The sequence below is a fragment of the Stenotrophomonas sp. SAU14A_NAIMI4_5 genome (assembly GCF_003086795.1).
In the GTDB taxonomy this organism is placed as follows: domain Bacteria; phylum Pseudomonadota; class Gammaproteobacteria; order Xanthomonadales; family Xanthomonadaceae; genus Stenotrophomonas.
In genome coordinates this window covers 3,166,351-3,180,218 of record NZ_CP026003.1, presented here as the reverse complement: position 1 = coordinate 3,180,218, position 13,868 = coordinate 3,166,351, and the positions used below count along the sequence as shown (strand labels likewise).

General features: G+C 68.8%; 12 protein-coding genes. 2 read left to right on the top strand and 10 right to left on the bottom strand.

Annotated elements, in window-relative coordinates:
- Window positions 1-35: 35 nt before the first annotated feature.
- The 6 genes from metG to C1925_RS14780 all read right to left on the bottom strand — a co-directional run bounded on the left by metG (window position 36) and on the right by C1925_RS14780 (window position 6,916).
- Complete coding sequence (gene metG / locus C1925_RS14805) at window positions 36-2,117, bottom strand: methionine--tRNA ligase (RefSeq protein WP_108769550.1); 2,082 nt, start codon at window positions 2,115-2,117, stop codon at window positions 36-38.
- A 102-nt stretch (window positions 2,118-2,219) separates the two neighbouring features.
- Window positions 2,220-2,669: a DUF2147 domain-containing protein gene (locus C1925_RS14800; protein ID WP_108769549.1), complete on the bottom strand. Its 450-nt coding sequence runs from the start codon at window positions 2,667-2,669 to the stop codon at window positions 2,220-2,222.
- Between the two features lie 336 nt (window positions 2,670-3,005).
- On the bottom strand, window positions 3,006-3,413 hold the full coding sequence (locus C1925_RS14795; protein WP_108769548.1) for a VOC family protein: 408 nt from the start codon (window positions 3,411-3,413) through the stop codon (window positions 3,006-3,008).
- Window positions 3,410-5,344, bottom strand: coding sequence for a DUF885 family protein (locus tag C1925_RS14790; RefSeq protein ID WP_108769547.1), 1,935 nt, complete (start codon window positions 5,342-5,344; stop codon window positions 3,410-3,412). The genes C1925_RS14795 and C1925_RS14790 overlap by 4 nt, the downstream gene beginning before the upstream one ends.
- A gap of 94 nt (window positions 5,345-5,438) precedes the next feature.
- Window positions 5,439-6,236 carry a queuosine precursor transporter gene (locus tag C1925_RS14785; RefSeq protein WP_108769546.1) on the bottom strand — a complete coding sequence of 266 codons (798 nt, stop codon included), beginning with the start codon at window positions 6,234-6,236 and terminating at the stop codon, window positions 5,439-5,441.
- Complete coding sequence (locus tag C1925_RS14780) at window positions 6,233-6,916, bottom strand: DUF502 domain-containing protein (RefSeq protein ID WP_079222700.1); 684 nt, start codon at window positions 6,914-6,916, stop codon at window positions 6,233-6,235. Before C1925_RS14780 ends, C1925_RS14785 begins: the two co-directional genes overlap by 4 nt.
- 78 nt (window positions 6,917-6,994) lie before the next feature.
- Between C1925_RS14780 and C1925_RS14775 the strand changes: the two genes are divergently transcribed.
- Window positions 6,995-8,269 carry a hypothetical protein gene (locus tag C1925_RS14775; RefSeq protein ID WP_159097534.1) on the top strand — a complete coding sequence of 425 codons (1,275 nt, stop codon included), beginning with the start codon at window positions 6,995-6,997 and terminating at the stop codon, window positions 8,267-8,269.
- Between the two features lies 1 nt (window position 8,270).
- On the opposite strand, the gene C1925_RS14770 is transcribed toward C1925_RS14775, so the two are convergent.
- Entirely contained in the window at window positions 8,271-8,735 is a 465-nt protein-coding gene (locus tag C1925_RS14770) for a DUF4442 domain-containing protein (RefSeq protein ID WP_108769544.1), read from the bottom strand.
- Window positions 8,736-8,907: 172 nt separating this feature from the next.
- On the opposite strand from C1925_RS14770, the gene C1925_RS14765 reads away from it, so the two are divergent.
- The gene (locus C1925_RS14765) at window positions 8,908-9,360 is read left to right on the top strand and encodes a transposase (RefSeq protein ID WP_108769543.1); all 453 of its coding nucleotides are present in this window, start codon (window positions 8,908-8,910) and stop codon (window positions 9,358-9,360) included.
- A gap of 84 nt (window positions 9,361-9,444) precedes the next feature.
- On the opposite strand, the gene C1925_RS14760 is transcribed toward C1925_RS14765, so the two are convergent.
- The 3 genes from C1925_RS14760 to trxA all read right to left on the bottom strand — a co-directional run bounded on the left by C1925_RS14760 (window position 9,445) and on the right by trxA (window position 13,735).
- Entirely contained in the window at window positions 9,445-11,070 is a 1,626-nt protein-coding gene (locus C1925_RS14760) for a CHASE2 domain-containing protein (RefSeq protein WP_108769542.1), read from the bottom strand.
- A complete protein-coding gene (locus C1925_RS14755; RefSeq protein WP_108769541.1) occupies window positions 11,067-12,767 on the bottom strand; it encodes a FecR domain-containing protein in 1,701 nt (566 codons plus the stop codon). Before C1925_RS14755 ends, C1925_RS14760 begins: the two co-directional genes overlap by 4 nt.
- Before the next feature lie 107 nt (window positions 12,768-12,874).
- The gene (gene trxA, locus C1925_RS14750) at window positions 12,875-13,735 is read right to left on the bottom strand and encodes a thioredoxin (protein WP_108769540.1); all 861 of its coding nucleotides are present in this window, start codon (window positions 13,733-13,735) and stop codon (window positions 12,875-12,877) included.
- Window positions 13,736-13,868 lie beyond the last annotated feature (133 nt).

The window sequence follows — 13,868 nt, the reverse complement described above, 5'->3', positions numbered from 1 at the left end:
TGGAGGGGCGCGGCGAGGGCCGCGCCCACAGGGCATCAGCGGACCGGCATGCCCGGCTGCGCGCCGCTGTCGGCATCCAGCAGGGCCAGCGCGCCACCGTCGAAACCGGCCGACAGGATCATGCCTTCGCTCAGGCCGAAGCGCATCTTGCGCGGGGCCAGGTTGGCGATGAACACCACGTTGCGGCCGACCAGCGCTTCCGGCTCGCCGTAGCTGGCGCGGATGCCGGAGAAGATCTGGCGCTTGCCCAGGTCGCCCGCATCCAGTTCGAAGCGCAGCAGCTTGTCCGAGCCTTCCACGAATTCGCACACCAGCACCTTGCCGATGCGCAGGTCGAGCTTGGCGAAATCATCGATGCCGATGTAGGCCGGTGCGTCGGCGCTCTTCGCTTCGTCCTTGGCCGGGGCCGGGGCAGCCGGCTTCACGGCTTCGGTCTTGGCGGCGGGGGCGGCAGCGGCGGCCGGCTGCAGGGTGTCCTTGGAGGCGTCGATCATGGCGTCAATCTTCTTCGGGTCGATACGGGTGAACAGCGGGGTGTACTCAGCAATGCGGTGGCCCAGCAGCGGCTGTGCCAGTGCGGTCCAGTCGTTCACCGGCGCGGCCAGGAAGGCCTCGGCCTGCGCAGCGGTGGCCGGCAGCACCGGCTTCAGGGCGGTGACCAGCACGCGGAACAGGTTCAGGCCCTGGCTGCACACCGCCTGCAGCTGCGCGTCGGCGCCTTCCTGCTTGGCGATGACCCACGGCTTGACCTCGTCGATGTAGCGGTTGGCTTCGTCGGCCAGGGTCATGGTCAGGCGGATGGCGGCGGCCGGGTCGTTGCGCTCGTACGCTTCACGGATCGGCGCCAGGCCATCGACGAAGCGCTGGTACTGCGCCGCATCGGGCAGCTGCGCGGCCAGCAGGCCGTCGAAGCGCTTGCTGATGAAGCCGGCGCAGCGGCTGGCCAGGTTGACGAACTTGCCGACCAGATCGGCGTTCACGCGCGCCACGAAATCGCCCAGGTTCAGGTCGAGGTCGTCGACGCCGCCGCTGGTCTTGGCCGCGTAGTAGTAACGCAGGGCTTCCGGTTCCAGGCCGGCGTCGAGGAAGGTGCGCGCCATCACGAAGGTGCCGCGCGACTTGCTCATCTTCGCGCCGTCGACCATCAGGTAGCCGTTGACGTGCAGGCGGGTCGGCGCGCGGTGGCCGGTACCGTTCAGCACCGCCGGCCAGAACAGGCCGTGGAAGTTGACGATGTCCTTGCCGATGAAGTGGTGCAGTTCGGTGCTGGTGCCTTCGCGCAGGTGCGATTCGAAGTCTTCGCCGAGCTTGCCGCACAGGGTCTGGAAGCTCGACAGGTAGCCGATCGGCGCGTCCAGCCAGACGTAGAAGTACTTGCCCGGCTGGCCGGGGATCTCGAAACCGAAGTACGGCGCATCGCGCGAGATGTCCCACGCGCGCAGGCCGCCTTCAGCGTCCAGCCATTCCATCAGCTTGGCCTTCACCCCGGGCAGGGCGACGTCGCCGGCCAGCCAGGTGCGCAGGAAGCCTTCGAAACGGCCGACCTCGAAGAAGAAGTGTTCCGAATCACGGATTTCCGGCGTGGCGCCGGAGATCACCGACTTCGGATCCTTCAGGTCGGTCGGGTTGTAGGTGGCGCCGCAGACTTCGCAGTTGTCGCCGTACTGGTCGGCGCTGCCGCAGTTCGGGCAGATGCCCTTGATGTAGCGGTCGGGCAGGAACATGCCCTTGGCCGGGTCGTAGAACTGCGCCACCGAGCGACGGCTGATGTGGCCGGCCGCTTCCAGCTTCAGGTAGAACTGCTCGGTCAGCGCCTTGTTGGCCGCCGAGTTGGTCGAGTCGTAGTGGTCGAAGGCCACGCCGAAGGCGGCGAAATCGCGCTCATGGCCGGCCTGGATGTTGGCGATGAAGGCTTCCGGGGTGACCCCGGCCTTTTCCGCGGCCAGCATGATCGGCGTGCCGTGGGTGTCGTCGGCGCAGACGAACCAGGCCTTGCCGCCGCTCATTCGCCGCGCGCGCACCCAGATGTCAGCCTGGATGTAGCCGACCAGATGGCCCAGGTGCAGGGGGCCGTTGGCGTAGGGCAGGGCGGTGGTGACGAGCGCGGTACGGGTCATGGTCGCGGGGTGCAGCCGAGGGGAACCGCAGATTATCGCATGCCTGCAACGAGGTGACCCGGCCGGGGCCGGGTCACGGGGGTGCTGCGCGGGCCGGAGGCCTTACTCGCGGACCCAGGTCTGGGTGCGGCAGATGAAGGCGATGCAGCCGGATACGTCCAGCTTGCCGCCGCCCGGCTGCAGTTCCAGCTTGGACTTGTAGGTCTTGCCGTTGGCCGGGTCGAGGATGGTGCCGCCGGACCACTTGCTGTGGCTGCCCTTGTCCTGCGACAGGTTCCAGAGGATGGTCATGCCCTTCACCGGCTTGTTCTTGTTGGCGCCTTCGCAGCCGTCGCAGACCGGGTTGGGACCCTTGTCCGACTGCAGGATCTCGACCACCTTGCCGGTCAGCGCGCCGTTGGCGGTCTGGCTGATCTCGACGATCGACTTCACCTTGCCGGTCTTGTCGTCGATGGTCTTCCAGCGGCCGGCGGCGCTGTCGGCGGCCTGGGCCGACAGGGCGGCCAGGCACAGCGGCAGTGCCAGCAACAGGGTCTTGAAGGTCTTGCGCATGGTCCCCTCCCAGGGTTCATTCCGGCACGTTGCCGGTACAGGGCGACTGTATACCCATTCGGCGGGGTATGGGGAAGGGGGGGGGCTTTGCAGGGCTTGCAGCCCTGCACCTGCTGGATGCAACGGCAAGAGCGGCATTCCGTGGGATGGCGGGGCGGTGTGGGCTTGCAGGACACGCCGTAAACCCATCCATGGGGGCTCGTAGGCGCCATCCATGGCGCCTGCGGTCCTGCAAGCCCACACCGCCCCACCTCTGACAGGTTCACGCGGCTGATGGTGAGTGCTGATTCACGAAGCTGATGGTGGGTGCCGACCGTTGGTCGGCACGGGACCGGATCAACCGACTTCGTACAGTTCCAGCGGCAGGTCGTCGGGGTCGGCGAAGAAGGTGAAGCGGGCGCCGGTGTATTCGTCCACGCGGATCGGTTCGCAGGCAACGCCGTGGTCGGCCAGGCGCTGGATGATCGGTTCCAGCGCGGCCACGCGGAAGGCCAGGTGGCGCAGGCCCTGGGCCTCGGGGCGGCTCGGGCGCGGCGGTGGGGCGGGGAAGGAGAACAGCTCCAGCTGGCCCCCGTCGGGCAGGGCCAGGTCCAGCTTCCACGAGTCGCGCGCGGCACGGTGGTTCTCGGCCAGCACGCGCAGGCCAAGGATGCGCACGTAGAAATCCTTCGATCGTGCGTAATCGCTGCAGATCACCGCGGCATGGTGGATGCCCAGCAGGCCGCCGGTCGCTGCGCCGGTCATGGCGTGGCCGGTGCCGCTGCGGCGGGCTGTTCGAGCCAGCGGTCGACCTTGCGCTCCAGCACGTCCAGCGGCATCGAGCCGTCCTTCAGCACTTCGGCATGGAAGCGGCGCAGGTCGAAGGCCGCGCCCTGGCGGGCCTTGGCCTTGTCACGCAGGGCCAGGATGCGGCTCAGGCCCGCCACGTTCGACAGTGCCTGGCCCGGCTGGGCCATGATCCGTTCCACTTCCGCGCTGGCGTCGTCCTCGCTCATGTCCACGGTCTTCTGCAGATAGTTCACCGCCTGCTGCTTGCTCCAGCCCTGCGCATGCACGCCGGTGTCGGCAACGACGCGGGCCGCGCGCAGCAGGCGCGAATACAGATAACCGATGCGGTCGTAGGGATCGCTGTAGACGCCCAGGTCGTCGCCCAGCGTTTCGGCATACAGGCCCCAGCCTTCGACGAAGGCAAGGTCGCCGCCCAGGCGGCGGAAGCGCGGCAGCTTGGCCAGTTCCTGCTGCAGGCCCAGCTGCACGTGGTGGCCGGGGATGGCTTCATGCAGGTACTGCACCGGCACGCTCCAGCGCTTGCGGCTGGGCAGGTCGCGGGTGTTGATGTAGAGCACGCCGGGTTGCCCCGGCTGGCCAGGCTGGTAGGCCGCAGCGGCAGCGGTCATCGCGCGCTCCGGCTCGACCGCACGCACTTCCAGGCGATCCTTCGGCAGGGTGTCCAGGATCTGCGGCAGGCGCGCATCCACCTGCTGCTGCAGCTGGCGGTAGCGGTTGATCAGTGCGTTGGCATCGCCGTACTGGAACTGGCGGTCGCTGCGCATGCTCTTCAGCAGCTTGGCCTGCGAACCGCGCAGCTTGTTGTCCTTCATCACCGTGGCGATCTGCGCGCCCAGTTCCTGCACGCGCTGCTCGCCCAGGGCATGCAGCTGGGCAGCGGTCTGGTCGCTGGCAGTGGTCTGCACGATCAGGTTGGCGTACCAGCCCTGGCCGTCGGGCAGGGCGCCCAGGCCGCTGCTGCTGCGGGTGGCCGGCAGGTATTCGGTGGCGATGAAGCCGCGCAGGGCGCGGTAGGACGGCAGGATGCGCAGCTCGATCATGCGCTTGTACTCGGCGCTGATGCGCGCTTTTTCCTCGGCGGGGATATCGCCCGGCATGGTCCTGATCGGCGACCAGAAGATGCTTTCCTCGGCGGTCGGGGTGATCACCGCGTCCAGCTGCGGCAGCACCTTTTCCATCAGGTCGCGCGGCTGCACCACGCCGGCCTTCATGCCCTGGCGCATGTTGTCGATGGCCTGGTTGAACAGGTCGGGGATGCCCAGCGAGCGGCGCGACCAGGTGTCGTAATCCTTGACCGTGTTGAACGGCTGCGCGCCGGCACCGGCGCCAAGGATCGCCATGATGCTGCCGATGTTGTAGTACTGGCTGATCGGCATCATCCAGCTCGGGTAGCGCTCGGCGGCCAGCGAGGCGCGCGCATCGCGCACGAAGATCTCGTAGCTGAGCAGGTCCTGGCCCTGCAGGCCGTCACTGCCGACCTTCTCGACCTTGCCCAGCCATTCGGTGGTGAAGTCGTGCGACTGCTGGCGCCATGCGGCGGAGAGGATGTTGGGCAGCTGGTCGTTGTAGCGCGCGTCGCCCTGGAAGGTGGCCTGCAGCGGGTTCAGCCGCATCGAGGCTTCCCAGTATTCGTCGTACAGGCGCTCCAGCTGCACCTGCTTGGGTACGGCGCGGGCCGGTGCGACCGGGCGCGCTGCGGCGCGGCGCGTGCTGCTGCCGCGGGCCGGAGTGGCACGTGCGGGCTTGGCCTTCGGCTTGGCGGCCTGCCGGGTCTGCGCGGCGGCGGGGCGGCTGGCCTTCTTCTTCGCTGCCTCTGCCGACGGCACGGCACTGAACAGGAACAACGCGGCGATGGCGGCGGCCAGGGCGCGGGTGGGATACGGCATCAGGAGCTTCCGTGGAACACAGACCGTGGAGCTTGCACGATCCGCGCGCGTACGGCCAGCGTGAAGGCGCAGTCAGCTTGCCGTCGCTGGGGCTTCAGTCAGCCGCGGCGGCGGCGCGCAGCTGCGCGGCGCGTTGTTCGCCCAGATAGCGGGTGATCGCGCGTCGTATCAGGTACAGCAACGGGATCAGGGCGATCGCAAAGCCCATCTTGTAGACGTAGTTGACGCTGCTGACGGCCAGGAACAGCGAGGTCGGCCACTTCTGCGGGCCCAGCACGAAGGCGATCCAGATCACCACGAAACTGTCCACCAGCTGCGAGACGGCGGTCGAGCCGGTGGCGCGCAGCCACACATGGCGCTCGCCGGTGGCCTGGCGGATGCGATGGAACACCGCCACGTCGATCAGCTGGCCGACCAGGAAGGCCACCAGCGAACCGGCGATGGTCCACATGCCCTGGCCGAACACCGCGGCGAACGCCGCCTGGTAATCCGGCACGCCGTGCGCATCCATCGAGGTGACCCACCAGCTGGCCGGGGCCAGCGAGATCGCCGCGAACGCGAACAGGAAGCCGTAGGCGATCAGCACCACCGCCAGCCACGAGATGAAGCGCACGCCGCGCTTGCCGAAGAACTCGTTGATGGTGTCGGTCATGATGAACACCACCGGCCACAGCAGCGTGCCGGCGGTGAAGCTCAACGAGCCGGTCTGGCCGAACAGGTTCCAGTTCAGCGCATCGATGCCCAGCGTGTCTTCCAGTGCGAAGATCTTGACCCCGATCAGCTCGGCCAGCACTGCGTTGCCGCAGAAGAACGTGGCCAGGATGATGAACAGCAGGACCGCACGGTCCTGCAGGGGGCGCGCGTAGGGCGCGTCGCTGGGCGCGGTGCTCACTCGGGGCGTTCGCCGGCGCGGGTGAACGGCACGCTGGCCGGGGCCACGGCACCGCCGGAAATGATGAAGCTCATCGCCTGGTCCACGGTCCAGTCGGTCGGGGTGAGCAGTTCCACCGGCACGATTTCCAGGTAGCCCGAGGTCGGGTTGGGCGTGGTCGGCACGTACACCGCCGCCAGTTCGCGGTCGGTGCCCTGTTCCTTGATGACCCGTGTGACCAGGCCGACCGACTTCATGTCACGGTGCGGGAAATCGATGAGGACCACGCGCTGGGTGCTGCCCGGTTCGGTCTGCAGCATGTCCAGCAGCTTCTTGGCGCTGTCGTAGATGATGCTGGCCAGCGGGATGCGCTTGATGATGGCGCCGACCCAGCGCAGCAGGCGCTGGCCGACCACGCGACGGCTGGCCACGCCGACCGCCAGGATGACCAGCAGGGTGGCCAGCAGGGCGATGGTGTCCTGGATCCATTCGGCATGGACCCAGCCCAGGTAGTGCGGGAAGCTGGTCGCGATCTGCTCGGACAGCGGCACCACCAGCGGGCTGGAAATACCCGACAGCAACACGAAGACAAACTTCACCACGACCCAGGTCAGCCAGATCGGCAGCAGGGTCAGCAGGCCGGTCAGGAACAGGCGTTGCAGGGAAGGACGGGGGACCAGGGCGGGGGCTTCGAGCGACATGTGCGCATTGTAGCGGCCGGCGGCGCTGGATTACGCTGGAACCCAGGGGCGGGAGCCAGACAGGGAAGGGATGCTGTGTTGAGGATTCTGCGCGGAGTGGGCTGGGCCTTGTTGGGGCTGCTGGTGCTGGCGGTGCTGCTGTGGACGATGTCGCGGTTCTGGCCGCTGCCGGCCGCCCAGCGTGAGCAGGTGCGCTGGCTGGAGGACGTGCGGCCGCTACCGGGGAAGGACGGCTTCGCCTTGTTATGGACGCTGCCCTTCGATGGCCTGGACCGGGCCCAGCGCGAGGCCGCGCTGGCCGAGGATGTGCGGCACTGGCAGGTGGACCCGGCGCCGGACCGGACCGATTCGGTGCTGGCGGCCACGCATCCGGAGGTGAAGGTCGACAGCCAGGGCTATTGCCGGTCCACGGGTGAAAGCTGCCTGGCCAAGGTGCGCGCCGATACCGCGCAGTTCCGTGCCGTCCACGCCGGGCACGAGGGCCTGCATGAACGCCTCGACGCGCTGGCCGATGCCGACCGCTTCGATACGCCGTTCCTGCCCTCGGGCTCCCCCGGGATCTACCCCTGGCCGCGCTACCAGACCCTGATGGATGCCAGCGGCGTGCATGCGCTGGCCTTCGTGCGGGGCGATGTTCCCGCGGCGCTGGCTGGCAGCTGCCGTTCGGTGCAGGTGGGACGGCGCCTGATGCACGGTGGCAACACCCTCATCGACAGCATGATCGGCGCCGCGATGGTGCGCGCCAACGTGCACCTGCTGGCGGAGATGCTGGCGGAACTGCCGCCGGACCAGGTGATGCCGGCGGCCTGCGAGAGCGCGTTGCAGCCGATGGACGCTGCCGAGCAGAGCCTGTGCCGGCCGATGCAGGGCGAGTTCGCGATGAGCCGGGCCGCCATTGATGCATCGCTGCAGCAGACCGGCACCGTGCTGATGCTGGATCGCGAACACACCCTGGGCCGCTTCGCCGCCAACTTCGGCTGGGCCTGTGGTTCGGGCTCGGAGGCGGCGCTGCAGGCCGACCGGCCGGTCGAAGTGGTTGCGGGCCCGGATTGGGATATGCGCTGCCTGGCCAACGTCGTGGGCTGCACGCTGAGTGACATCTCCGGCCCGGCCTACCAGGATTACGCCGCACGCAGCCAGGACGTGGCGGCCCTGCTGCGCCTGCTGGGCGCACAGCGCTGGCTGCGGCAGCAGCCGGAGGGCCCGCAGCAGGCCCTGCAGCGCCTGCCGGCGCAATGGCGCTCATCCACGCGCGTGCCGGTGCTGTCGGCCGATGGCACGCGCCTGCAGGTGCAGCGCCGCGCGCGTGATGCAGGCGGCAAGGGTGATGCGATGCTGTCGGTGTCGTTGTAGGTCAGGCAGCGCTGCCGCGCGCCTGCGGCTTCAGGCGCACGTAGACCTGCTTGCGCACGCGGGCGACGACGTCGCCGGAGGCATCGACCACGTCGTTGCTGAACCAGCGCAGGACCTTTTCGCCGTTGGCGGCCTCGGCGCGCAGCTCATCGAGCAGCGACTCGTCGATATGGAAGGCGGTGCGCACGGTGCCGCGCCCGGGCTTGAGGAAGTCGACGGCGCCGGCCCGGTCCCACACGTAGTAGTCGCGGCCGAGGGTATGCATCAGGCCGAGCATCCAGAACGGATCGGTCATCGCGAACAGGCTGCCGCCGAAATGGGTGCCGACGTAGTTGCGGTTCCAGGGGCGCATCCGCAGCTCGACCTCGATCTGCCGGTAGTCCGGGGTGATGCGGGTGACATGGATGCCGGTGAACAGGAACGGCGGCCACAGGTTGATACCGAGGCGGAACGTGCTGGCTTTCATGTGCGGACGGGGCGCGGGGGCGAAAACCCGAGTCTAACCATTCGCATGCGTATGTTGAACCCCGGCAGCCGTTCGTAGAGTCGAGCTTGCTCGACTGCTCTGCTCGACTACTCCGACAGCAGATTCCGCCTTTCCCTACGGCAACTGCCAACACGATGCGCCACTCTGGGCCATGCCCAGTCCCGCCCTCCTGCGCTGCCGTACTTCAGCGGTTGGACACTTCTACGTAATTACCAGCGTAGTGGCCGGTCGCCGCCCCTTGTTTGCTGTCCCGGAATGCGCGGCCGTCTTGATGGAACACCTCAAGGACAGCGACAGGCGTGGATTGACCCGGTCATTCGCCTGGGTGGTCATGCCTGACCACTTCCACTGGGTGATGCAGTTGCGCGAAGGTGGGTTGGGGCGCTGTGTGCAGTCCCTGAAATCGCGGTCTGCCATTGCCATCAACGCGAAACTTGGCGGGAGTGCGACGGTCTGGCAACGTGGCTACTACGACCACTGGATACGGGACGAGCGTGATGTCCGTCAGCAGGTTCTGTACGTGATGGACAATCCCGTACGCGCAGGCCTGGCGATGAGCTTAGGCGATTTTCCATACGCTTGGTGTCGCTGGCCGCTTTCGTAGAGTCGAGCAAGTTCGACTCTACGGCCAGTCGAGCAAGCTCGACTCTACGGGCGTCACGGCACGGCCAGTCGAGCACGCTCGACGTTACGGGTCGCCACTCATCGCATAGCCGTCGCGGCCATTGTCCTTGGCGCGGTACAGCGCGGCATCGGCGCCTTCAACAAAATGATGGGGGTGCAGGCTGCCGTCGGGCACGCGGGTGTACACGCCGATGGTGAGGCTGATGCCCGCGCCGCTGCCGTCGCCCGGGGGCGGCAATGCGCGCACGCTGGCGATCAGGTCTTCCACCACCAGGCGCGCGCCGTCGGCCGGCGTGTCCGGCAGCACCAGTGCGAACTCATCGCCGCCATAGCGCGCGGCCATGTCGCGGGGGCGGCGCGCATGTGCGGCGATCAGCCGGGCTACGTCGCGCAGCACGCCGTCACCCACCTGGTGGCCGTGGCGGTCGTTGTGATGCTTGAAATGGTCCACGTCGATCAGGGCCAGGCTCAGCGGCTTGCCGCTGCGCCGCGCGGCATCGCATTCTTCCTGCAGGGCCTGTTCGAAACGCAGGCGGTTGCCCAGCCCGGTCAGCGCATCGCGGTTGGCCTGGCGGTGCCAGGCCGAGATGCGCCAGATGGCCCACACCAGCAGGATCAGCAGCACGCCGAGCTGGGCGCTCGCCGGTGCCCACCACAGGTTGCCCACGCGCAGCAGCAGCCAGGCCAGCACGGGGGCCAGCGGCAGCGAGCAGAGCGCGGCCAGCCATGGCAGGCGCAGGCCCAGCAGCATCACGCACAGTGCAGCCATCAACCCGGACAGCAGGTCCTGCACGGCGCGTGGCAGCACGTTGATCTGCTTGTGCTGCAGCAGCATCGAGGCGATGTTGGCCTGGTATTCGCTGCCGCTCATCCAGTACTCGCGGGTGGTCGGGGTCAGCAGGCGCGGCGCGATGCCGCTGGCGGTCATGCCGACCACGATGCGCCGGCCGCGCAGCAGCGACGCGTCAACCTGGCCATCGAGCACATCGGCGTAGGAGACCTGCGGCAGGCGCTCGGGTGGGCCGGCATAGCGCACGCGCACGTAGTCGTCGCGACGCCATTGATAGGGCGAGTCGAGCGCGGGCTCGGGGTCGGCCAGGCCGTGCACGCGATTGGCCGGAATGCCGGCCAGGGCCATGCCCAGCGACGGCCAGTGCGCCTGGCCGATGCCGGCGCGCAGGTACACGCCGCGCGCCACGCCATCGCCATCGACTTCGACATCACTGTGGCCGATCGCCGCGGCGCTGGCCGCGATCAACGGGATGGGCAGCAGCTCCTCGGCCAGGCGGTCGCCCGCCGCCGGCGCCGCCAACACGGGCAGTACCACCCGGCCATTGCGGCGGATGGCCGCGGCCAGCGCGGCATCCTGGCGCGCATCGTGGCGGTCCGGCTCGGCCAGCATCAGGTCCAGCACCACCCGTTCGGCGCCGGCATCGGTCAGCCGGTCCAGCAGCCGCGCGTGCACCGAGCGTGGCCACGGCCACTGGCCGATGCGCTGCAGGCTGTCTTCATCAATGGCGACGATCAGCACGCTGGGATCGGGCCGGTACTCCCAGTCGCCCACCAGCAGGTCGTACGCCGCCTCATCCTGCCGCCACAGGAACTGCCCGTGGCTGACCACCGCCGTGGCGATGCCGGCCAGCAGGGCCAGCAGGATGCGCCGCGACCAGGGCAGCGGCGAGCGCCTCACAGCAGCAGCCACAGCAGCAGGGCACCGCCGCCAGCGCCGTAGCACAGCCGGCACGGCAACGTGACCTGCTGGGGCGATGAGAACGGGCCGGCGTGGCCGTCGTCGTCGATGTACTGCACGCGCACGTGCAGGGTGCCGCGCAACGGTCGCTTCAAGCTGACCTGCGGCTGCGCCAGCGTTTCATCCACCAGTGGTGCCTTGAAGTCACCGCGGCGGTCGACCTGCACGCGGTAGCGCTGGCCTTCGCTGCCGGCCTGCCAGCGCAGGGTCAGCTCGCCATGCGCAGCTTCGGGCGGCTGCAGGGCCGGGTCGACCGGTTCGTCGGTGAGCTGCAGCGGCAGGGCCTGGCCGAACGGTCCCTGGTGGCCCTGGCCATCGCGCGAGGCCACGCGCCAGAAATACTGGCCGGGCGGCAGCGGCGTGGCCAGGCGCAGGTCGGTGCCGGTGCTGGCCTGCTGCTGCAGCGGCTGCAGGAAACGAGGCTCGGCGGCGATCTGCAGCACGCTGCTGCCCGCGCCCGGGGCCTGGGTCCAGCGGAAGCGCGGCCGGTCACTGTTGACGGACTGGCCGTGCAGGGGCGACACGGTCAGCGGCGGTGGCGGCTGGTCGCTGAGCAGGAAATCGGCGCTGGCATCCAGGCCCTCCACGCCCTGCGCATCGACGGCGCGCAGCAGCAGGCGCAGGGCGCCGGGCGGAAGGTCGTCGATGACCAGCGAGGTGTCGCGGGTGGTAGCCGCGAACAGCAGGATCTCCGGCGTGGCGGCCAGCACCACTTCAATCCGGTAGTGGTCGGCAGCAGCCACCGGCTCCCAGGCCAGGCGTGCCGGCAGTGGCGCCAGCGCGGTGGTATCGCTGCGCAGCCGCGGCGCGGGCAGCAGCGCGGAGACGGCGTCGGGTGCGGTATCGGCGCTGGCGCTGCGGCTGGCCTGGCCCGGGCGCACCAGGCGCTGGCCATGCGGGTTGCCGACCTGCACGCGGCCTTCCAGCACTTCGGTGGCGCCGACCTGCGTACTGTCGCCGGCGCTGACCCGGAACACCGTGCCGCGCACGCTGCTGGTAGCAGCAGGGGCATCGATGATGTAGCGCGACGCCGGGCCGCGGGCAGGGGTGACGCGGTTGCTGGCCCGGCCCTGCTGCAGGCGCATACGAGTGTCGACCATGCCGGTGCGGCCGTAACGGCTCAGCTGGTCCAGGCGCAGCCGCGAGTGCTCGCGCAGCTGCAGGCGCGATGCATCGGCGAATTCGAGGGTGACGCTGGCATCGGCATCGGTCTGCACGGTGTCGCCGATGTGCAGCAGCTCGCCGGCGAGCAGGGCGCGGGTGGCGCTGCCATTGGCGGCCACCAGTTGCACGGCGCCACGCACGGCCAGCACGCGGGCCGGGGCCGGTTCGACCCGCAGCCAGCTGACCGGGAAGCGCAGCAGTCCGCCGGGTGGCAGGCGGTAGGGGTTGTCGATGCGGTTGTGCTGCTGCAGCTGCTGCCACGGCACGTCCGTCTTCAGGTACAGGCCGCCCAGGTCCCAGAGGGTATCGCCGGGGCGGACCCGGTAGTTCCAGTCCTGTGCGGCGGCGAGGCCGGGCAGCAGGAGCAGGGCGCACAACAGTCCGGCGAAGCGGCGGACGAGGGAAGACGACGAACGGCCAACGGTCACGGAGTGCTGTCCCGGCTGAGCGGGGGCGCAGCTGCAAGACCCCATGGCCCCGACCTCATCCCCCCGAATGGATCGTAGCGGCCAAAAGGACGCTACCGATCACATTATTGCCCGCGGTCAGTGCAGGATTTCTGAACGAGACGCGTCTCTGTTCAGAACAGCAGCGAGGCCATCTTCCGGCGGTAGCGGCCAACCAGGTCCTCGTCGGTGATGACGTTGAAGGCATCGATCAGCACCTTGCGTGGCAGGCCTTCGGCGAAGCTGCGGTCGATCCGCAGCATCTCCAGGAACTGTTCCAGCGCGGCTTCGTCGTGGCCGCCGAGCAGCAGCTGCACGCCACGCAGATGGCGGGCCTGCAGGTCCTTGCCGTCGGCGGCGATGCGCGCGTCGAGGGCTTCGGCCGAGGGCGCATCCTTCAGCGCGGTGGCGAAGGCCAGGCGGGCACGGCCGCGCACCGCGCGGTCATCGGTGGCCAGGTTGGCGGGCAGGGCATCGATCAGGGTGCCGGCCTCGTCCACGCCGCCCACCTGCAGCAGGGCCAGGGCGAGGTCCAGCTTCAGTTCGTCCTTGTCCGGCTCGGCGGCGATCTGCGCACGCAGCACGTCCACCTGTGCCTGCGGGTCCAGCGGCGCTTCGTCCTCGGCCACGGTGTCGCCGATGTCGGCCGGCACGATGCCGTGCTGGGCCAGAAACTCACGCAGCTGGCCTTCGGGGATGGCACCGGGGAAGCCGTCGACCAGCTGGCCGCCCTTGACCAGGAACACGGTCGGCACCGAACGGATCTGGAAGGCGGCGGCGATCTGCTGTTCGGCGTCGACATCGACCTTGGCCAGCTCGAACGCGCCGTTGTACTCGGCCGCCAGCTTTTCCAGCATCGGGCCCAGGGTCTTGCACGGGCCGCACCAGGTGGCCCAGAAGTCCACCAGCACCGGCGTCTGCAGGGATTTCTGCAGCACCTCGGCCTCGAAGGTCGCGGTGGTGGCGTCGAATACGTGGGTCGTCGTCTCGGTCATGGGGGAAGTATCGCCTGGCAACTGGAGACCGATTCTATGGTGTCGATCCGTGTCGGTCTCAACCCTGTCCTCACACCGGGCACCGGCAGACACGTCGTGGCTTGGCGGTTGCCGCGCCTGCCGCGACAATGCA

Coding starts and splice junctions, on each gene's coding strand:
- C1925_RS14795 (WP_108769548.1), bottom strand. CDS start 3,413: ATGACCGGCGCAGCGACCGGCGGCCTGCTGGGCATCCACCATGCCGCG.
- C1925_RS14765 (WP_108769543.1), top strand. CDS start 8,908: ATGCCCAGTCCCGCCCTCCTGCGCTGCCGTACTTCAGCGGTTGGACAC.
- metG (WP_108769550.1), bottom strand. CDS start 2,117: ATGACCCGTACCGCGCTCGTCACCACCGCCCTGCCCTACGCCAACGGC.
- C1925_RS14790 (WP_108769547.1), bottom strand. CDS start 5,344: ATGCCGTATCCCACCCGCGCCCTGGCCGCCGCCATCGCCGCGTTGTTC.
- C1925_RS14800 (WP_108769549.1), bottom strand. CDS start 2,669: ATGCGCAAGACCTTCAAGACCCTGTTGCTGGCACTGCCGCTGTGCCTG.
- C1925_RS14755 (WP_108769541.1), bottom strand. CDS start 12,767: ATGGGGTCTTGCAGCTGCGCCCCCGCTCAGCCGGGACAGCACTCCGTG.
- C1925_RS14770 (WP_108769544.1), bottom strand. CDS start 8,735: ATGAAAGCCAGCACGTTCCGCCTCGGTATCAACCTGTGGCCGCCGTTC.
- trxA (WP_108769540.1), bottom strand. CDS start 13,735: ATGACCGAGACGACGACCCACGTATTCGACGCCACCACCGCGACCTTC.
- C1925_RS14780 (WP_079222700.1), bottom strand. CDS start 6,916: ATGTCGCTCGAAGCCCCCGCCCTGGTCCCCCGTCCTTCCCTGCAACGC.